A 20267-nucleotide genomic window follows, 5' to 3' on the forward strand; every position below is an offset into this window, starting at 1 on the left:
TAGACAAATAAAAAGAAGAGCAATAAATGATAATAGACGAACTAAAAGAAAAAGGAATTAATACAACCCAAAGTGTTATCAAGTATCTAGCTCGAAACAATAGAGGCACATGCTTTCTTCCAGAGAACCTTACAGAATTAATAGCACAAATCGCCAAATCAAATTCACCTAAAAACTGTATCAATTTAAATTCCAATATAGGTGAAATACTCTCTAAATGTAAAGATATAGATAACACTTTAGGTCTAGATGTAAGTCAAGAAAACATTGAAATAGCTAAATACCTAAACCCAACCTTACATTTTGAAAACTCAAACCCTATAAACTACAGTATACAAAATAAATTTGATGTTGTTATTTGTTTCCCGCCATTAGGACAACGAATTGAAGTTAATGGAAGAAAAGTACCTTCCTCAAAACTATACATTACCAAATCCCTTGAATTACTTAGTATTAGAGGAAAAGCAATTCTAGTCTTGCCTCATAATTTTTTAACTGCATCAGTTTACAAAGAAATAAGGAGTGATATTTTAGAAAATTATGGAATAAATAAGGTGATATCTTTACCTCAGAAACTATTAATTAATACAGGAGTTAAACTTTCAATTATTGAAGTAGTAAAAAAGCCAATCGAGAGAACAGAGTTCTATAAAATTCAATCTTTAAACTTTAACGCTTTTAATAAAATTGCACATATTCCAGATTTTAAGGTGTCTAAAGAAAATCTTAATGAAAGGTGGGATTACTCGTATCATAATCCAAAAAACAGAGAGTATGAAAATGAGTTGAAATCTCAAAAAACAAAAAAACTGGCAGAATTAGTAGAAGTATTCGTTGGTACATATTTTTCTAATGAAGAGAAAGCAAGTAATGGAGATTATTTGTGGTTTACTACACGTAATCTTTCAAACGGTAAATTTCAATATTCAGCAAACGATATATTTATTTCAAAAAAAGAATTTAGTATACGAGAACAGACTGCTATAATTCAAAAAGGAGATATATTAATATCTCGTATTCATAGAACTAAAGAAACTTTTTATGTACATACGAATACAAAGCAAAAGCTTATTGCTTGGCAACACTTTATCATTTTAAGAGGAAAAAATGCCGAATATGTTGCAGCCTACTTAAACACAGATTATGGAATCAATTTATTTAACCAACAAATAAAAAGACAAGTAGGTAGTTCTACTGTTCCAACAATATCAGTTAGAGATTTAAAAAATATCGAAATCCCGATACTTCCAATTGGAGACCTTGAACTAACTTCTAAGCGAAGTCTTGAAAAACTTTCTTATGAGGAACTATTAAAAATTAATGAAAAGTATAATGCCTTAAAGTCTAAGTTTAATACTTTAAAAAAGGGAAATACTATTTCAGCACATGAGGCACAGTTGAATAGTATGCAAGAAACACTAAATGAAGTATTAAGCAATCAAAAAGTAATAACAATTAAACTAGATGATATAAAATCGACATTGATTGAGCTTACTAATGATTTTAAACTGATTAAAGACCTTCCACGTGACATTGACGAAAAAATAATACGGCTTAATGAAAATTTAGATAGTAAATTAGAGACCTTATTACAAGACCAAAAGCAAATTGACTTTTATATCAAAGAAATTAAACGTTGGTTTGACTTTTATGATATTTTAGAAGTCAAGAGTCAAAAATATTTACCAGAAGCAGAATATATCTTTGACCACATATCAAAACTCCAAAATCCAGACTATTCTCCATTTATTCTTCAATATTGTAGAGCTTTAGAAAATGAACTTTTAAAAAAAATATTTAGAGCTTATGTACAATCACTTATTGACCAAAATATTGATATAGAAGAAGATTTTGCTTGGGATTTTGGGCGTAAAGAATCGGGGAAACTTAATAATGACAATACTTTTAGATTAGCAAAACACTTAAAAAGGTGTTTAGGAAGGTCTGAAGAAGAATGGTTTTTTGAATTAGGTTCAATGGAAGTTAATTTAAGGTATCTCACAGGAAGGACAGTTGATAAAAGCCCTTTACTTCAAGATTTAAAAAGTTTTGTCTTAAATAGATTTAAAGACGAATTTTTGAATATCGAGTATCTTGACGAAATCAAAACTATTATTCGTGATTACAGAAACCAATCTGCACATCCAAATTTAATTGATACTCAGAAAGCCATAAAATTTCACAAACAAATGAAACAATGTTTGGTAAGTCTAATGGAAAACTATAAAAAATAATTAAATGAAACAGAATAAAAAGTTTTTAGAAAGTCCGTTATATTTTGAATATCCAATATCTTGTGAAGTTATGATTGATGAGGATAATAAGGTGCGTAATAAACCTTTTAGTGCAACCGAATTTGTTTTTTATAATGGAGAATTCGAGTTTCAGAAGGATTGGGTCAAAAAAGCCTATAAAGATGACTTAATTGATTTTATTCAATTGGAATCTAAGGATTCAAAAGACTTTATTTGTAATAAACTTATAATGAGGTCTGAACTTAGTTTAGATAATTTATTGGAATTAAAAAATTAAAGTGGATGTATGAATAAAAACAGCACCGCATATTACGATTTACTATTCGAAATAGCAGAGCCAAACAATAAGGCCTTGTCATATCGTATTAAAGAATTAAAACGTATTCTTCAACTAATTGCTTCCGATTATACTTCAGAGATTTCTATACAGTTTCCAAGTTTGTATGCCAGATTAGATTTTATTTATAGAAAAGAAAAGGTGTATGGTAACTTAAAGAAAAATCTAGGTGCTTTGAGATTTCATACTAAAACAGAGGACGCACTTGCTAAAATAGATGAAGGGTATTTTTATGGATATTTACTAACTGTAGGTAAATTTATAGAGAAGTTAACGGCAATTCCAATACCAAATTGGTTTAATGATATTGCAGATAAAGCAACCTACGATACTTATGAACCACCAAAAGCCAAAGCGCATTATAGTGCTTTAGTTGTATATGTTTGGGATAAAACAAGTAGCCATATTATTGTAGATACCGATGATGGCAATCAGTTTAAAATACCATTGCAAGATGATTATCTTCTAAAAGAATATGCCGATACGCTGGGTATAATTCAAATAGGTGATAAATTATCCTTGCTAGAAGTTAAGATTGATGAGAATGACAATTGCTTGCCATTACACATAGTTTATCAGCCCGATTATTTAATTGATATTTCTGCTGTGGCAGAATGTTTTCAAAATATTGGTGGTAATGAAATAGCACCATGGCAGCTTTTTTTTATTAAACGAATGATTGAGGTAGAAGCTTCATCAGCCTTATTAAAGGGGAATGTCTCGAATTATTTTATGGATGAGTTAGTGTATGCCCCTAGAGATAATCAGCCTCTATTTAACAACCTAATAAAAGAAACATTTAAGAATAGTCCTTTTCAATACACGGTCTTATTTAAAGATGACCAGGAACTAAAAGGCTTTGTACAAAAAACAAGAGAACAATTTGATAATTTAAAACGAGTAGTTCAAATAGATTTTGAGAGTGATGGCGTTGAAATAAATAAGGATAGTACTGTTTTAGAACCCGCATTCATAAACGAAAAAATAGGGCTGCAAGGACGTTTAGATGTCTTGGACAAATCTAATCAAGCAGCAAAGATTATAGAATTAAAATCTGGGCGTTTACCGTGGCCACCAAATGATACGGCTAAAGTTAGTGATAATCATGCAGCTCAAGCAAGAATGTATCGTATGATGTTGCGACAAGTTTATAATATGCCAGATAACAATATTGAAGCTGCAATCTGTTATTCTTCCGCAACTACAGAGGGTGAGAATATAAGATGGGTACCTAAATATGTGGATTTTGACAAAAGAATACTAAATACTAGAAACCTTATTGTTAGCAAGGAAAGAGCTATTGTGTCAGCAGAAAACAATGATGCCATACGCCAGTTTTTTAATGATTTGGGATTTGAAAAATTGGGGATTGAATTACATCCTAATTTAGGTTGGTTTAGACGAGATTTTGATACGATTCAAGATGCTATTAGAAAATTAAATAATGATGAATTACAATACTTTTTGGCATTTTATCAATTTGTGGCACAAGAGCTCATGCTTTCTAAAATTGGTGATGGAAAATATTCAAAAGGTCATGCAGCTCTTTGGAACAAAGAAGATATTGGAGAAAATGATGAAAGTGATACTATAGAGCCTTTAAAAGTTGAAGAAAACTATAGTGATGATGAAAAGAACCCAAGGTTAATACTGAAGCATACGGCTTTTTTAGATACAGATTCATTCAATTTTAGACGAGGTGATATTTGTGTTCTTTATCAAAAAGTAGAACATGATGCCATAGTTACTCAAGGGCAGATTTTTAAATGTTCTATTTCAAAAGAGATAGATAATGATGGCTGTATGGAAGTTGTTTTTAGATACAAGCAAAATGCAGTAGCTAAAGATAAAATTTTCAACAACGATAAACCTTGGTGTATAGAACACGATAGTCTCGACCATTCATTCCATAGCATGTTTAAGAGCTTACTCAAGTTTATTAAAACAGATAGGTCTAAGCGAGATTTAATACTGGGTAAAAAAGCACCAGAAAAGTTTGATTGTGAGTTAAAAGAGTATGTCACCGAAGACGAAAATAAAAACCCAGAATCAAGACAAGAGCAAAATAAAATATTAAGTGAAGCATTATCGGCAAAAGACTATTATCTATTAATTGGCCCTCCAGGAACTGGTAAAACCAGTATCATGTTAAAGCACTTGGTAAGACAGCTTCATAGCTCTATAGAAGGTAACATTTTGGTTTTAGCATACACTAATAGTGCCGTAGATGAGATTTGTGAGTCGATTAATAATGCTATTATAAATTTTGAAGACCAAAATGATGGCCGTATTAATTTTGGACGAACAGATAGAAACTTTATTAGAATAGGTTCAAGATTAGGAACTGCTACAGAACATCACCATAACTTATTAGATGGCATTGCAGAAGGCTGCTCCAATAGAGCTGAACTAGTGGAGGTTTTATCAAAACACCGTGTTTTTGTTTCAACAGTATCATCAATTATTAATAAAACAGAACTTTTTAAAATCAAGAAATTCGATACGGTTATTATTGATGAAGCTTCACAGATATTAGAACCGCAATTGGTTGGTTTATTAGGAAGGTTTAAAAAGTTTATTCTTATTGGAGACCATAAACAGTTACCAGCAGTTTCATTACAAAGTCAAGAACAAGCAAAAAGATTTGATTCTAGTTTAAAAAGTATTGGTATTGGTGATTTGAGAGAGTCTTATTTTGAGAGAATGCTGCGATTATCAAAAGATAAAGGATGGAAACATGCTTCTAATATGTTGAGCTTCCAAGGACGAATGCATAAAAGTGTTGCTACATTTCCAAATCACTGTTTTTATGGAAATAAATTAAAGATAGCTGGTTTACGCCACCAAACTGGAGCATTGCCATTCAGAACTTTCGAAAATGACATCCAAAAATATTTAGGGAATAGACGATTATTATATATTCCAAGTAAAGTTACAGAGTCTAGTAACAGAAAAACAAACGAGTTTGAAGCCCAAACTACTGCAAAAGTGGTGCAGCAAATTATTGATTTATACAACAATAATGAAGGTACTCTACTTACTGACAAAAATGAGTTGAGAGAAGTTAAATACCAATCACAAAAAACCATTGGTATTATTACGCCTTACAGGAATCAAATAGCATTAATAAAGAAAGAGTTAGAAAAAGCTGAAATCCCTAATTGGGAAGGTATTGCTGTTGATACCGTAGAACGATATCAAGGTAGTCAAAAAGATATTATTATTTTGAACTTATGTGTTAACTCTCTCGCACAGTTAGAGTTTTTGTCTGCAAACACTACAGTTGATAGTGATACAGGAGAACTTGTGGACAGGAAGCTAAATGTGGCTCTTACCAGAGCTAAAGAACAGCTTATATTGATAGGGAATCCATATTATATTTCTAATGTTTCTATCTACTATAAATTAATTCAGTTTATTAAATCTAGAGGAGGTTTAATTGAAGAAGGAGTCGATGGTTTTCTTTCTGGAGACATTTCTTTTAATGAAGAACTTGATTTGAAAAAGACCTCTACTGAAGAAGAGGTACAACTACCAGACGCCTCTTTTAATTTGGTTTTTAATGAGCTTGTTTTGAATCCTATAAAAGATAGAAGTCCTAATTATCCAAAGGGTATTTTGGGATATGATAATGAATATAACCGTACAACGGTTATTGGTTATGGACGAGCTAATTTTGATGAAGTTATCATTACTCATGAGCCAAAAGACCGTACCTTATTGTATTGCTATTACAATATGAGGAAACATTATTTTTCTCAATTAGCTATTTTTAAATCCTTTGATGAGTTATTCCAAAATGAATTACAAAACAATTCTAAGAAAATTGTTTTTATCGATTGGGGATGTGGACCATGTACAGCTGGAATAGCACTTCAGTCATATTTAAACACTGCCCAAGAAAATGCTATGATTGAATATTTTGGAATTGATATTTCAACCGCAATGTTAGAAAAGGCCGAATCATTTTTACAATCTTCAATGTTTGGAGCTAATTTTAATTATAATTTGGTGACAAATTTCTCTGATATTGAAGAAGCTCAATTTGAAGATATGCTATCGCAAACAAAGCTTTGCATTTTTAACTTCTCTTATTTTTTTGGAAACATAAATTCAGAACAAGCTAAGCTATTAGCAGATTTTATTAATCAATTGGTTGAGAGATTTCCATTGAATAAGTACTCTATATTATTCCAGAATTCTGCTATGGAAAAGAGAAATCATAGTTATAATGTGTTTAAAAGAACACTAAAAACATATAATTCCAAATTAAGTAGACGAGAAGTTGTTAGATACAAAAATAACGAAATGTCAAGGTATGAGAAAGATGAAAAAGTGTATTTTGAATTATTAGAGTTGTAATGGATTTATTTGGAATATATAAAACGGATGAAGAGCTTAATAAAGAGCTTGTGTCACAAATAAACGGTTTAGTTTATAAGGAGCACTTTATTACTGAAGCTGAAGAAAGAACACTGATTGATATTATTGATAAGCAACCTTGGTTGTCTGATTTAAAAAGAAGAGTACAGCATTACGGTTATAAATACGATTATAGAGCAAGAAAAATTAATCAATCTTTTAGAATAGGTGAATTGCCAAATTGGAGTAAACCGTTATGCGATAGACTATTAAACCAGGGTGTTATTGATTTTAGGCCAGACCAAATTATTATAAATAACTACGAACCAGGCGAAGGAATAGCAATGCATGTGGATTGTGAACCCTGTTTTAGCGATACAATAATTTCATTAAGTTTAGCTTCTGATATTGTAATGAATATCAAAAGTGTTAATTCAAATGATAAATTAGGTATGCTGTTACAACGAAGGTCTTTATTAGTCTTTAGTAACGACTCAAGGTATTTGTATGAACATGGGATTGCTTCTCGCAAATCTGATAAATTTAACGGTACAAAGCGAAACCGTGAACGAAGAATATCGTTAACATTTAGGAAAGTTATATTAGAATAAATGCGTGTCCTCACTAAATCCCGATTTAAGTTAGGTTTAGAATGTCCAAACAAGCTATTCTATACCAAGAAAGATAAATATGTCAATCAAAAAATAGATGACACCTTTTTGCAAGCTCTAGCTCAAGGTGGATTCCAGGTTGAAGAACTCGCCAGAATGCATTATCCAGAAGGTGTTTTAATTGAAGGCAACGATTGGGATTATGTTGGATTGGCAGCACAAACACAAACATTACTACTTCAAGAAAATGTTATCATTTTTGAAGCCGCTTTCTTAATGGACAACCTGTTTATTAGAACGGATGTACTAGTAAAACAAAGAAATCAAATTCAACTCATAGAAGTTAAAGCAAAGTCGTTTAATCCTTCAAATGAATACACATTTATAGGTAAACGTGGTGGTTTGGTTACTGGTTGGAAACCCTATTTGTTTGATGTTGCCTTTCAAAAGTATGTGATGCAGTTAGCCCATCCAGAATGGTCTATAACCTCAAAATTCATGTTGGCTAACAAGGAGTCTACAGCGTCTATTGATGGATTAAATCAGCTATTTCGCATAAGCAAACAAGCCGATAATAGAACAGGGATTCTAAAATTGGAATCCGATATTACAAAACTTGGAACTTCAGTTTTAGGACAGGTCGATATTAGTCATATTGTAGCTGCGATAATGATTGATAAACACAAATATCATGACAATATGGGCTTTGTAGAGTCGATTAATCTTTTAAAGGCGGCATATTTAGAAGATAGGTATTTCAATTGGCCAACCAGTTACAGAGCCTGTAAAAGTTGCGAGTTTAAAACTACAGAAGCAATGGGACAAGAAGGAAAGCTATCTGGATTCAAAACTTGTTTTAAAAGACAACATCTATGGGGAGATAAAGATTTTGAAATGCCAAACACTTTTGATATTTGGGACTTTAGACGAGGAGAGAAACTGTTTTCTGAAGGGATTGTTTTTAAAAAAGACGTTACTCCAGAGGCTATTGGTTATAAGGAAGTTACTGGTAAGTTATCTCGAACAGAACGCCAATGGATTCAAATTGAAAAGGATGTTAACGAGGATGGTTCTAGTTATGTAGATGTGGATGGACTGAAGCAAGAAATGAATTCCTGGGTATACCCTTTACATTTTATAGACTTTGAGACCAGTACAGTTGCCTTGCCATTTAATAAGGGCAGAAGGCCTTATGAACAAATAGCATTTCAGTTTTCACATCATATCTATTATGAAGATGGAACAGTTGAGCATGCTACTGAATATGTAAATAATGAAGCTGGTGTGTTTCCAAATTTTGAGTTTATACGGCAACTAAAACATGCACTCGAAAAAGATAAAGGTACTATTTTTAGGTTCGCAGCTCACGAAAATACTATTGTCAATGCTATCTATGAGCAATTGCTAGATTCCGATGAAGTAGATAAACAAGAGCTTATTGATTTTGTTCAATCCATTTCTCATAGCAAGAACGATAGTGTTAAAAAATGGAAGGGCGAAAGGGATATGGACGACTTATGTGAAGTCATTAAAAAGTATTATTACAATCCACATACCAAAGGTTCCAATTCTATTAAGATGGTCTTGCCAGCAGTATTGAAAAGTAGTAAGTTCTTAAAAGATAAATACTCACAATCGATTGGCGATATTAGGGTTTCGAGTAAAAATTTTGATGCCAATCATGTTTGGTTACAAGTAGAGGAGGGAGAAGTTAAAAGTCCATACAAACTTCTTCCTAAAGTTTATGAAGATTGGACAGAAGAACAAATCGAGCAATCACTTTCGGAAATTGAAGATGTTTCCGATGGAGGGGGTGCGCTTGCAGCCTATGGAAAATTGCAATACACCAATATGTCCAACCATGAAAGAGAACAACTCACAAAATCGTTACTAAAATATTGTGAGTTGGACACCCTTGCTATGGTGATGATATTTGAGCATTTTAAGGAGGATTTGGTTAAATAAGGTGTTCATTTTTAGACTATGCTTCAAAATAGTACACTTAATTTAAAGATATACTTATCAATATAGTGTATAATTTTGATACCCTAAAAATATACATTATATTTACTTTATAACATTTTAGATTATGAAGGTAAAGTATATTAGAGTTTCAACATTAGACCAAAATACGGAAAGACAGCAAACAAATTCAAATAAGTTTCAAACAGTTTATATAGATAAAATAAGTGGAGCTATTCCATTCTTTGAAAGGCCACAAGGGAAAAAGTTAACTAACGATATAAATAATAATAAAGTTGAAGAAGTTCATGTATCTTCAATCGACCGTTTAGGAAGGAACATTCTTGATATATTAACCGTTTCAGAATTTTTAAATACAAATAATGTCAATTTGTATGTTGAAAATATAGGTATGTATTCAATGATTGATGGTAAACCAAATACCATTTTCAAGATGATTATTAGCGTATTAGGGAATGTAGCTGAGATGGAAAGAACAAATATGCTCGAGCGCCAACGCCAAGGCATTGAGATTGCTAAGGCTAAAGGGAAGTACACAGGTCGTCTTTACGGAACCGCTATGAGCGATGCCGATTTTTTAAAAAAATACAAAAAAGTAAAACAAGAACTTGAAAATGGCGAGTCACTTAGAAGAGCAGCTAAATTGGGAGACTGTTCATTAGGTACTGCTCAAAAAGTAAAACGATTAATAAGCGCTTAGTTATATTTTTAATTAAAACTTCTCGAAAATTCCTAAACCAAATAAAGCAAAATCATATTTTACAGGGTCTTTATAATCTAATTTTCGTAAAGCGGTGTCTAATTCTAATAAAGCCCTAGAATCATTTTGTTTTCTTGTTAAAAGTCCAAGTTTACGTGCCACATTTCCAGAATGTACATCCAAAGGACAAGATAAAACAGAAGGAGATATATTTTTCCAAATTCCAAAATCTACTCCAGTATTATCGTTCCTTATCATCCACCTAAGCCACATATTTATTTTTTTTGCCGCTGAGCCTTTGTTTGGGTCAGAAACATGTTTGGTTGTTCTACTTGGATGATTTATTTCAAAAAATATCTTTTTAAAGTTGTGAATTGCTGGCTGAAGAGAATTTTCTGTAGCATATTTTTGAAAAATAGACTCTAATCCTCCATGATTTTTATATATATGCTTTAGAGCTTTTATGAAATAAATAAAATCAATCGAATTAAAAGTTCGATGAACAAAGCCTTCTAATTGTTCAAGGTTATGTTCTTTATGATTCATTACAAAGTCATGAGGTGAGTTGCCCATTAAATCAATCATGCGATTTGCATTCTTAATTATCATCTTACGGTTTCCCCAAGCTATTGTTGCGGCTAGAAAACCAGCAATTTCAATATCTTCCTTTAAAGAAAACTTATGAGGAATTGATATAGGGTCATCATCAATAAAATTAGGTGTATTAAACTCAATTACTTTAGAATCAAGAAATTCTTTTAATTCATTAAAATTTAAAATCATGGTGTAATAAACTATTATTAGTTTTTAACTATTGTTTAGCATTTAGGTTCCATTTGTATACTGCTAAATCTTTGTTACCTATTCTTAGATTATTAAATTTATCAACGTAATCCAAAACACCTTCTATGTTTTCTTTCAGCAAATTTTTAAATGTTTCAACGGTATGTGAGTCAAGATATTTTTTTTCAAACTCTTCTGAAATTTCAACTGCTCTAAATAAAATTTCTCTATGGTCGACTTGAAATTCTTTTCCTGTAGCTAGAAGACTTTGATTTGCATAGTGACATATTGTTAAAGAAACTAAAGTTAATCTAATTGTTGGATGTGGATGTGAGTTTTTTGAATAATAAATTTCTTCAACGTTTCCAAAAGATAAAATATAAAGAATTATTGGAATTATAATTAAGATTAGAAATCCTTCTGTTATTGGCTTATCTAAGACAAAGAATTTTTCAGCATACTGTAAAATATGAGTACTAACGCATAATGCACTATACTCATCTGCATCTAACTCTAAAAGATGTTTAAGTTCATTGAATTCTTCTTCAGCAGTAGCTTCCTCTTCTAAATTACTAGCTACAAAATCAGACTTCTGAATTAAATGAGCTAATTCATGGTAGAATGTAAAATGTAATGATGCTTGATACATCAGTTCAGACAAGTCTGTATCTATAAATCTTCGAATAATTTTAAAGAATCTTATTTCACCATCATTAATACTAGTATTTTCTCTAAAACTCTCATACAACCACTTAATAGTACCTAAGTTAATGCTTATTAAGCCAATGTTATTCAAAAACCTTGCGCCAGCATTCTTATTTAAATATGGTCTGAAAATTATATGTGAAGGCTCGATTCCATAATGATAATTTCTATGAAGTGTTTCTGAATAAAACTTTATAACATTTAATAATTCTTCGGATATTGGTGATTCTGTGAAATCAAAAATTTCATTCTCGGCTAATCCTGTGGATATAGAAATTTGTTTTACTACTTCTGAATAATCTTTTAACTCCATAAATGTAAATTTAATAAAATCTTGCTACATATATTACCTGTGTTAACATATTAATTCTTTTAGAAGCAGAACCTTTTAACGGGTCTGAAACGTGTTTTAAGGTTCTGTTTAGATGTGGTATTTCAAAAAAAACTTTTTTAAAATTGTGAATAGCTATTTTATAATTGTTATCCTTTTTAGTGTGTAAAACACTTTCTAAACCATGATGATTTTTATAAATGTTTTGTAAGGATCTAACAAAATACTTGAAATCTTCTGCATTAAATGTACGGTGTACAAAACTTTCAAAGTCTATAAGATCTTCTTCAGTATGATTGAGAACAAAATCAAAAGGAGAATTCCCCATCAAATCCATCATTTTTTTAGCGTTGTTGATAATCATTTTTCGATTACCCCAAGCAATTGTAGCAGCTAAAAAACCTGCAATTTCAATGTCTTCCTTTAAAGAAAATTGATGTGGTATTTGAATTGGATCACTTTCAATAAAATCAGGGCTATTATATGTAATGACTTTCTCGTCTAAAAACTCTTTAAGTTCTGTACTATTCATTCTAAATTAAATCTGCTGCAAAGCTACCTAAAATAAAGAATGCATTATAACAAGCATGTAGTAAAATACTCCATCCTAAACCAAACTTTACTCTAATAAAGCCTAAATACCCTCCTAATATAATTTGTGGTAAGACAAGTATTGGAGCTAAGATTAACACATTCGTAGTTATGGTAAAATTGGTTAAATGAATCAAACCAAAGATAAAAGCAAAGGCATAAAAAGCCACCTTAAATGTTTTTTTATCACGAAACAATGTAATAGGAGCTCTAAAAATCAATTCTTCTAGTAATGGTGCTACGATAACAGCAAAAATAAAAACAACAGTTTTAGACATTGTTTTCATCATTTCTTCCATAGCATGGTCCTCTAAATTAACCAAACCAGTATTTTCAATAAGAATAAAAAGTGGTGATAAAAGTGCTCCTGTAAGAATACTTATGATTAGAATGTTGAAAAATTTTTTTAAACGATAAGCGGTATCTTGATTCTTATCTTTTTCTAAAATATGTAATTATTTCGCTAAAAGTTTCTTTCATGATTAATTAGATTTTCTAATTAGTAGTAAGAAACAAGTGAATGTTACATTATTCTACAATAATACCATCTTTCATAATTAAAGTTCTATCTGCCATAGCAGCTAAATCTTTGTTATGGGTTACTAAAACAAAGGTTTGTCCGAACTCATCGCGTAACTTAAAAAACAATTCATGTAAGTTTTTAGCTGAGGTAGAATCCAAGTTTCCAGAAGGTTCATCCGCAAAAATAACAGAGGGACTGTTTATCAAAGCTCTTGCAACAGCAACCCGTTGTTGTTCTCCTCCAGAAAGTTGGTTTGGTTTATGGTTTTCTCTATGGGATAATCCTAAGAAGGAGAGTAATTCTTTGGCTTTTTTTTCAGTTTCATGTTTACTTTTGCCTCCAATATATGCTGGAATACAAACATTTTCTATGGCTGTAAATTCAGGTAATAGTTGATGAAATTGAAAGATGAACCCAATGTGCTTGTTTCTAAATGAAGAGACTTCTTTGTCTTTTAGGTTTTTGATTGAGATATCATCTACGAACAATTCATAATCCTGTTGTTTCAAAGGTTTGTCTAAAGTACCTAAAATTTGGAGTAAGGTAGTTTTACCTGCTCCAGAAGGCCCTACAATAGCAACAATTTCTCCTTTTTTAATATGTAGGTTTACTCCTTTTAAGATTTCAACTTCTCCGTAATGTTTGTGTATGTTTTTAGCAACAATCATAAATTCCTTGTTCAGAAAAACGAATGTAAAAAAAGAAATCAGATAAACCTAGAAAGCTTACCTGATTTCAGACTTTAAAAAAAATCCCCTAAAATATATTTTTAACATCGTTATAGTCTATAAAGTATACCAACCGAACAGAAAAAGTATGCTGGTTTGGTTCGTCAAAAAGACTATCGAGATTATTGAAGAAATTTTGTGATGTATTGCTATTTGAACTGAAAATAGAGTTTCTGTAAAAAGCTATTAATTGACTACCAGGAGCAAATTGCCAGATATAATTTAAATCCAAATTCCAGCTATTAAAATTCATGTCATGATCTCCAGTATAGCTCGTGCTTTCTAAAGCACCATTATTTTGGTTAAGTACATAGAATCCTTTGTATGGAACTTTACTCCAGTTGTGCCTAAATGAAAGTGATAATGACGACTTAGTACTGAAACTGTATTTTCCGGTAAGTGTATTATTATATGTTGTCCAATCTCTTTGTCCGAAATATATCCCAGCATCATCTTCATTTACATAGCCATATTCATTACTCGACTTACGATAGTTGAATCCATATACCAATGAAAATTGATTATTGAAACGATATCTTGGACGAATACCAAAGCCATAATTTCTTTGGTCAATACCACTTACGGCTTGCTTAAAAAAGGTATGCCAGAAATCATAATCTATAGCAAATTTCTTTCGGTAATCGGAAGACGCCCAGTGATTAATATTAAGTCGCATAGGTCTTTCGAATTGAACTCCACTTAAAGACCCTTGTCTAGGTTCAAAAAAGTCTTTACTCTTAGAACTAAAGTTCAAATTACCACCAAAACTAAAACGGTTTCTTGTGTTTGCCCAAAATGATAATCCAGAATTTGCACCAGTAAAAGTTCCTGAGTGATGTAGGAAGTTAAAGTTGTAATACCAATTTACACCGTAATTGTTGAAGATCCCTTTAGGTTTTAATAGACGATATCCAGTAAAACCATAAATCCTTTGGGTATTATTTCTAAACAATATTCCCATGTCATTAGGATTAAAGTCTTTGTTGTCAAATTGGTACCCGATTTCCCATCTCCAAGTACCAGCGTGTTTACCTATACTTGTATCAAAAGAATATCCTGTTGCATTTTCAGAAGGGTCATCCGAGATATTGGTCATTCTAAAACTTCCATCTATGTTATAAGTACTTTTTTTATTTTCAACATGCCATAGTAATCCGGTAGCATTGGCGTCTCTAAAATCACCAAATCGAGTTACATTGGTGTTAATTAAACTAACCGATGAATTTTGATTGAATTGCTGGTCTAATACCAAGATGTTGTAATTAGAAAAAGGGTTGGTGGTTTCTGTTCTTGTTTCTCCAGTTGCATTGTTTTTTATAGTAGCTTCTGTTTTATCGGTAATAGCATTAAAAAAACCTATTCCTAAACCATTTTTGGTTCGTCCAGAAATTTTTACGGCATTAAGCATTTGTACTTTATCATCTGAATTGACTAGAGTTTCTGTGTCCTCATCTACATTAGGTGAATTAATAGGAGCTCCTCCAATTCTTCTCGAGTAAAAAAGTCTTCCTTTGTTAAATAGCTCAGTACCCTCTGTAAAGAATTGTCGTTGTTCAGAAAACTGTTGTTCAAAAGGCCCTAAGTTGAGAACAACATTATCAAAACCTACTTGACTAAAATCAGGAATTAAAGTGGCGTCTAAGGTGAAGTTCTCAGTAATACCATATTTAACATCCATTCCTACACTCCAGTCAAAATCGGTTTCTCCATCAAAAGTTACTGTTGTAGCAGATGCATAAGGATAAAAAGATAAACGTGTAGGAGGTTTTATGTCTCTAAAGTTTTCTATTAAACCATCATATTGAGTCCAACTTCCTCTTGTATTATCAACATGATTCCAAGTATATCGTGCATTTATATTTCTAACTTCTCTATGAAAGTTCATTCCCCAACTTTGTATTGGTTGATTGGCAAAACGTAATGCTCGGTATGGAATTTTCATTTCAACTGTCCAACCATCTTCAGTAATTTTATGAGCACTTTCCCAAACTGCATTCCAGTTCCAATCTTCTCTCCCTCCGTTTGAAACTTTAAAGTCAAATTGAACTCCTGAGGCGGTTACAGCAAAAGCAAACGGATTTTGTCCATCATCATTTGGGTTAATTAATATCATGAAGAAATCAGCATTACCAACATTATCACGGTTTACAAACTCATTTGGTATTTTAGAAGGTTCTGGGTCTGCCATGTTAGCAGAAATATATATCGCATTATCATCGTAGGTGATTTTTACCTCAGATTTATGTGTGTCAACTTCAGCTTTTCCGTTATCTGGTCGCATCATTACAAAATTGTTGGCTGCAGGAGCTGTAGACCAAGAGGTGTCAGTCAAATTTCCATCTATAATGGGGGCTTCCGAAATTCTAGTAGCATTGAGTTTTTTTCTGTTTTGATTAACTTCTTGAGCAAAAATATTCGCTGAAGTAAGCAACAGAGTTAGTAGTAGCGTATAAAAAGTTTTTAACATGGTTGATTAAAGTGAGTTTTCGGTTTAGCTAAATTATTGTGGATTTATGCTAAGAAATCATAAATTGATGTTAATTACTGTAAAGACCTGTTAATTTTTGAGCCGTTACATTTTAAATGTTAAAGAATTGTGAAAAGCAATTTTGATTTGATAATCAGTGTACAAGTTTACCTTAAATTAAAGTACAAATTAGCTGAATATATCATTTGAATTTGTATTTTTGTTCGACTTTTAAAATTCATAACTGAAATGAACTTACACGAATATCAAGGTAAAGAAATATTAAACAGTTTTGGCGTTCGTATTCAACGCGGAATTGTGGCAAGTACACCTGAAGAAGCTGTAGAGGCAGCAAAGAAATTAACTGAAGATACAGGTACAGGTTGGCATGTAATTAAAGCACAAGTACACGCAGGTGGTCGTGGAAAAGGAGGTGGTGTTAAGTTAGCTAAAAACTTAGATGAGGTAAAAAGTATTTCTAATGATATTTTAGGAATGATGTTAATTACTCCTCAAACTTCTGCTGAAGGAAAGTTAGTAAATCAAATCTTAATCGCTGAAGATGTTTATTATCCTGGAGATAGCGAGCCTAATGAATTTTATATGTCGGTTTTATTAAACCGTGCTACTGGTAGAAACATGATTATGTACTCTACTGAAGGAGGTATGGATATCGAAGCAGTTGCTGAAGAAACTCCACACTTAATTTTTACAGAAGAAATCGATCCTGCTACAGGATTATTACCATTCCAAGCGCGTAAAGTTGCTTTTAACTTAGGTTTAAGCGGAGTTGCTTTTAAAGAAATGGTAAAATTCGTAACAGCATTGTATACAGCATATGTGAAGTCTGATTCTGCGTTATTCGAAATTAACCCAGTATTAAAAACTTCTGATGATAAAATCATGGCAGTTGATGCTAAAGTAACTTTAGATGACAATGCTTTATTCCGTCACAAAGATTATGCAGCAATGCGTGATGAGCGTGAGGAGAACCCAATTGAGGTTGAAGCTAGAGCTGCTGGATTAAACTATGTAGATTTAGATGGTAATGTTGGATGTATGGTAAACGGAGCTGGTTTAGCAATGGGTACTATGGATTTAATTAAGCAAGCTGGAGGTGATCCTGCAAACTTCTTAGATGTTGGAGGTACTGCTGATGCTCAACGTGTTGAAACAGCATTCGGAATCATCTTAAAAGATCCTAACGTAAAAGCAATTTTAGTAAATATCTTTGGAGGAATCGTTCGTTGTGATCGTGTTGCTCAAGGTGTTGTAGATGCTTACAAGAATATGGGAGATAAAATTAATGTGCCTATTATTTGTCGTTTACAAGGAACAAATGCTAAAGAAGCAAAAGAATTAATAGATAACAGTGGAATGGAGATTATCTCTGCTACAGAGTTCCAAGAAGCTGCTGATAAAGTACAAGAAGTTTTAGGTGCTTAAAACTTTTTAATTAATTCTTAGTAGATATATTAAAGAACCTCGCTTTTTAAGCGAGGTTTTTATTTGTTGATTTATATTGTTAAACTTAAATAAAGAAAATGAAAAAGATTTTAATTCTACTATTATTACCTTTTCAGTTAATTGCTCAGGAAATTTCAAATTCAGTACAGTTTTGGAACACTTTAAAAGAGCATTGCGGAAAAGCTTATGAAGGTCAAATTACTGAAGGAGGAAAAGAAGGAGATGGATTTATGGGAGAGAAATTAATAATGCATGTTCGTTCTTGTGAGGTAAATACAATTAGAATTCCATTTTTTGTAGGAGAAAACAAGTCTCGTACTTGGGTTTTTACTATCGATGAAAATAAATTAATTAGTTTGAAACATGATCATAGGCATAAAGACGGTTCTGAAGATAAAATTACTCAATATGGTGGTTCAAACCCTAATACTGGTTTAGCGCATATTCAATTTTTTCCTGCAGATCAAGAAACGTCAAATTTAATACCACATGCATCTAGTAATGTTTGGTGGGTAACTATAGATAAAACAAGTTTTACTTATAATTTACGAAGAATTGGAACAGATAGATTTTTCTCAGTAAAATTTGACTTAACAAAAGAAGTTAAAACTCCAAGTGCTCCTTGGGGTAGTAAAGACTAAAAGTTTCATTTTAAAAGAGAGTAGTTTTATAAGTAGTTCGAAGTGAAATTGTCTTTATAAGCTCTACCTATAGGAAGTTGTTTACCGTTTGTTAAATGTATCATGTTTCCTGAAACCTTTTCAATAAAATCAATATTGATAATAAATGATTTATGCACTTGAACGAAATTGGAAGGAAGTTTAATTAACCAGTTTTTTAATGATAAAGATGTTAAGGTTTTTTTATTAAGCATATAAGCTTCGGAATAATCGGAGGAAGCTTCAATATGCGTTATGTTTTTATAATGAAGTTTAATCAGTTCATGACCAGATTTAATGAATATGTACGTTTTATCAATTTTGCTGTCTTCTGATAAAACTACACTTTTTTGAATAGTAGTGTTTACCTTGTTTACTGATTTTAAAAAGCGTTCAAAAGAAAATGGTTTTAAAAGATAATCAACAACATCTAATTCATAACCTTTCAACGCATATTCACTAAATGCAGTTGTTAAAATGATGTGTGGTTTTTGATCCAAGATCTCAATAAAATCAATACCCGATACTTTTGGTAAATGAATATCTAAAAACAATAGATCAATGGGAGTTGTTTTTAAGAATTGAAGCGCTTGTAACGCATCTGAGAAAGTACCTTTTAACTCTAAAAAATCTATCTCGCCAATATACTTTTGTAAGATACGCTGTGCTGGTGCTTGATCTTCAATAATTACACAAGAAATCATTGGCTAGATAGGTTAAGAGTTAAATGTACAATATAACAATTATTATCAGTTGTAATATTGAGTTTATGTGCTTTCGGATATAGTAATTGTAAACGTTTGTTTACGTTTTCTAAACCAATACCCGTAGATAGGTTTTGTGTATTAGCATTTTCTAAAAACGTGTTTTTACATACAAAAATTAACTGATTGTTTTTAATGCTTAAATCAACGTCAATTTCAATTAATTCTGATTGACTAGCGGTACTATGTTTAAATGCATTTTCAATAAATACCATTAAAATTAATGGGGCAATTTTATAACTACCTCTGCAGTTTTTTGTATTGAAACGAACTTTACCTCTTCCTTCAATTTGAAGTTCATTTAGAGCAGTAAAGTTCTTTAAATGTTGAATTTCTTTTTCTAAAGGAACAAAGTCTTCCTTACAGTCATATAACATATAGCGTAATACAGAAGATAATTCTAAAATAATCGAAGGTGTTTGAGGGGAATTATCTAAAGCATAGGAATATAAGTTGTTTAGATTATTAAATAAAAAATGTGGATTTATTTGTGATTTTAAAAATCGTAATTCGCTTTCATTTACAGCCCTTTGCATGGCATCTAATTCTTGTTGTTTTTTAACAATGTCCCAAGCAATTTTAAAACCAACCATCATAAATATAATAGGAAATATACTTAATAAAGTATAGTAAATATTGGATACATGTTCAGCTCTTTCACCACCAACCAGTAATGGTTCTAATACATATTCTTCTACATAGTATACTCCTAAGAAAATTACTACAATAAAAGTCCAAAATGCTGCGAGTTTCTTAGTGTAAAAATATTTTGGAACTAAAACATAACTGATAAACAGAGAAACAGCTAGATAAAAACTGAAAAAAACAATAGAATATAAATGAAAACATTTGTTGTGTTTGTCAAAAGAGTAGATCAAAAATAAGACAACAGCAAATAAAGCTTGATATATAAACTCTTTAGCTTTAAAGTTGATTTTCATGTTTTTATGTTTTGTTATAAAAATAAATTAGGACCAAAAATATATTGTAAATGTTAAAAG

Annotated in this window: 15 protein-coding genes and 1 pseudogene; 8 read left to right on the top strand and 8 right to left on the bottom strand. The window is 31.4% G+C overall.

Annotated elements, in window-relative coordinates:
• Window positions 1-26: 26 nt before the first annotated feature.
• The 6 genes from ABNT22_RS05700 (at window position 27) to ABNT22_RS05725 (ending at window position 10248) form a co-directional block, all read left to right on the top strand.
• Entirely contained in the window at window positions 27-2234 is a 2208-nt protein-coding gene (locus ABNT22_RS05700) for a restriction endonuclease subunit S (RefSeq protein WP_348714951.1), read from the top strand.
• Between the two features lie 4 nt (window positions 2235-2238).
• Window positions 2239-2532: a hypothetical protein gene (locus ABNT22_RS05705; protein ID WP_348714952.1), complete on the top strand. Its 294-nt coding sequence runs from the start codon at window positions 2239-2241 to the stop codon at window positions 2530-2532.
• A 9-nt stretch (window positions 2533-2541) separates the two neighbouring features.
• Entirely contained in the window at window positions 2542-6954 is a 4413-nt protein-coding gene (locus ABNT22_RS05710) for an AAA domain-containing protein (RefSeq protein ID WP_348714954.1), read from the top strand.
• A complete protein-coding gene (locus tag ABNT22_RS05715; RefSeq protein WP_348727261.1) occupies window positions 6954-7565 on the top strand; it encodes an alpha-ketoglutarate-dependent dioxygenase AlkB in 612 nt (203 codons plus the stop codon). Before ABNT22_RS05710 ends, ABNT22_RS05715 begins: the two co-directional genes overlap by 1 nt.
• On the top strand, window positions 7566-9530 hold the full coding sequence (locus ABNT22_RS05720) for a DUF2779 domain-containing protein (protein ID WP_348714957.1): 1965 nt from the start codon (window positions 7566-7568) through the stop codon (window positions 9528-9530).
• Between the two features lie 124 nt (window positions 9531-9654).
• Entirely contained in the window at window positions 9655-10248 is a 594-nt protein-coding gene (locus ABNT22_RS05725; RefSeq protein WP_348714959.1) for a recombinase family protein, read from the top strand.
• A gap of 12 nt (window positions 10249-10260) precedes the next feature.
• On the opposite strand, the gene ABNT22_RS05730 is transcribed toward ABNT22_RS05725, so the two are convergent.
• The 6 genes and pseudogenes from ABNT22_RS05730 to ABNT22_RS05755 all read right to left on the bottom strand — a co-directional run bounded on the left by ABNT22_RS05730 (window position 10261) and on the right by ABNT22_RS05755 (window position 16376).
• Complete coding sequence (locus ABNT22_RS05730) at window positions 10261-11031, bottom strand: TIGR02757 family protein (RefSeq protein ID WP_348714960.1); 771 nt, start codon at window positions 11029-11031, stop codon at window positions 10261-10263.
• Between the two features lie 28 nt (window positions 11032-11059).
• A complete protein-coding gene (locus ABNT22_RS05735) occupies window positions 11060-12049 on the bottom strand; it encodes a hypothetical protein (protein WP_348714962.1) in 990 nt (329 codons plus the stop codon).
• Between the two features lie 46 nt (window positions 12050-12095).
• Window positions 12096-12599 (bottom strand): annotated as a pseudogene (locus ABNT22_RS05740) (DUF2400 domain-containing protein); the annotation flags it as partial.
• A 1-nt stretch (window position 12600) separates the two neighbouring features.
• Window positions 12601-12981, bottom strand: coding sequence for a CPBP family intramembrane glutamic endopeptidase (locus ABNT22_RS05745; RefSeq protein WP_348714964.1), 381 nt, complete (start codon window positions 12979-12981; stop codon window positions 12601-12603).
• A gap of 205 nt (window positions 12982-13186) precedes the next feature.
• Entirely contained in the window at window positions 13187-13849 is a 663-nt protein-coding gene (locus ABNT22_RS05750; protein ID WP_348714966.1) for an ABC transporter ATP-binding protein, read from the bottom strand.
• Between the two features lie 88 nt (window positions 13850-13937).
• Entirely contained in the window at window positions 13938-16376 is a 2439-nt protein-coding gene (locus tag ABNT22_RS05755; protein WP_348714968.1) for a DUF5916 domain-containing protein, read from the bottom strand.
• A 249-nt stretch (window positions 16377-16625) separates the two neighbouring features.
• Here ABNT22_RS05755 and sucC point away from each other — a divergent pair, with 249 nt between their 5' ends.
• A complete protein-coding gene (gene sucC, locus ABNT22_RS05760) occupies window positions 16626-17822 on the top strand; it encodes an ADP-forming succinate--CoA ligase subunit beta (protein ID WP_348714969.1) in 1197 nt (398 codons plus the stop codon).
• Between the two features lie 98 nt (window positions 17823-17920).
• Window positions 17921-18484, top strand: coding sequence for a hypothetical protein (locus ABNT22_RS05765; protein ID WP_348714971.1), 564 nt, complete (start codon window positions 17921-17923; stop codon window positions 18482-18484).
• Between the two features lie 26 nt (window positions 18485-18510).
• Here ABNT22_RS05765 and ABNT22_RS05770 read toward each other — a convergent pair whose 3' ends face one another.
• Together ABNT22_RS05770 and ABNT22_RS05775 are read right to left on the bottom strand one after the other, a co-directional pair.
• A complete protein-coding gene (locus ABNT22_RS05770) occupies window positions 18511-19206 on the bottom strand; it encodes a response regulator transcription factor (RefSeq protein ID WP_348714973.1) in 696 nt (231 codons plus the stop codon).
• Window positions 19203-20207: a sensor histidine kinase gene (locus tag ABNT22_RS05775; RefSeq protein WP_348714975.1), complete on the bottom strand. Its 1005-nt coding sequence runs from the start codon at window positions 20205-20207 to the stop codon at window positions 19203-19205. The genes ABNT22_RS05770 and ABNT22_RS05775 overlap by 4 nt, the downstream gene beginning before the upstream one ends.
• Window positions 20208-20267: the final 60 nt, after the last annotated feature.

This window comes from Tenacibaculum sp. 190130A14a, assembly GCF_964048965.1.
Classification (GTDB): Bacteria; Bacteroidota; Bacteroidia; order Flavobacteriales; family Flavobacteriaceae; genus Polaribacter; species Polaribacter polynesiense.

Bases quoted from the DNA above. Each gene is read 5' to 3' on its own strand.
- ABNT22_RS05710 (WP_348714954.1), top strand. From the start codon at position 2,542: ATGAATAAAAACAGCACCGCATATTACGATTTACTATTCGAAATAGCA.
- ABNT22_RS05735 (WP_348714962.1), bottom strand. From the start codon at position 12,049: ATGGAGTTAAAAGATTATTCAGAAGTAGTAAAACAAATTTCTATATCC.
- ABNT22_RS05765 (WP_348714971.1), top strand. From the start codon at position 17,921: ATGAAAAAGATTTTAATTCTACTATTATTACCTTTTCAGTTAATTGCT.
- ABNT22_RS05770 (WP_348714973.1), bottom strand. From the start codon at position 19,206: ATGATTTCTTGTGTAATTATTGAAGATCAAGCACCAGCACAGCGTATC.
- ABNT22_RS05750 (WP_348714966.1), bottom strand. From the start codon at position 13,849: ATGATTGTTGCTAAAAACATACACAAACATTACGGAGAAGTTGAAATC.
- ABNT22_RS05730 (WP_348714960.1), bottom strand. From the start codon at position 11,031: ATGATTTTAAATTTTAATGAATTAAAAGAATTTCTTGATTCTAAAGTA.
- ABNT22_RS05725 (WP_348714959.1), top strand. From the start codon at position 9,655: ATGAAGGTAAAGTATATTAGAGTTTCAACATTAGACCAAAATACGGAA.
- ABNT22_RS05720 (WP_348714957.1), top strand. From the start codon at position 7,566: ATGCGTGTCCTCACTAAATCCCGATTTAAGTTAGGTTTAGAATGTCCA.
- ABNT22_RS05700 (WP_348714951.1), top strand. From the start codon at position 27: ATGATAATAGACGAACTAAAAGAAAAAGGAATTAATACAACCCAAAGT.
- ABNT22_RS05755 (WP_348714968.1), bottom strand. From the start codon at position 16,376: ATGTTAAAAACTTTTTATACGCTACTACTAACTCTGTTGCTTACTTCA.
- sucC (WP_348714969.1), top strand. From the start codon at position 16,626: ATGAACTTACACGAATATCAAGGTAAAGAAATATTAAACAGTTTTGGC.
- ABNT22_RS05705 (WP_348714952.1), top strand. From the start codon at position 2,239: ATGAAACAGAATAAAAAGTTTTTAGAAAGTCCGTTATATTTTGAATAT.
- ABNT22_RS05775 (WP_348714975.1), bottom strand. From the start codon at position 20,207: ATGAAAATCAACTTTAAAGCTAAAGAGTTTATATATCAAGCTTTATTT.
- ABNT22_RS05715 (WP_348727261.1), top strand. From the start codon at position 6,954: ATGGATTTATTTGGAATATATAAAACGGATGAAGAGCTTAATAAAGAG.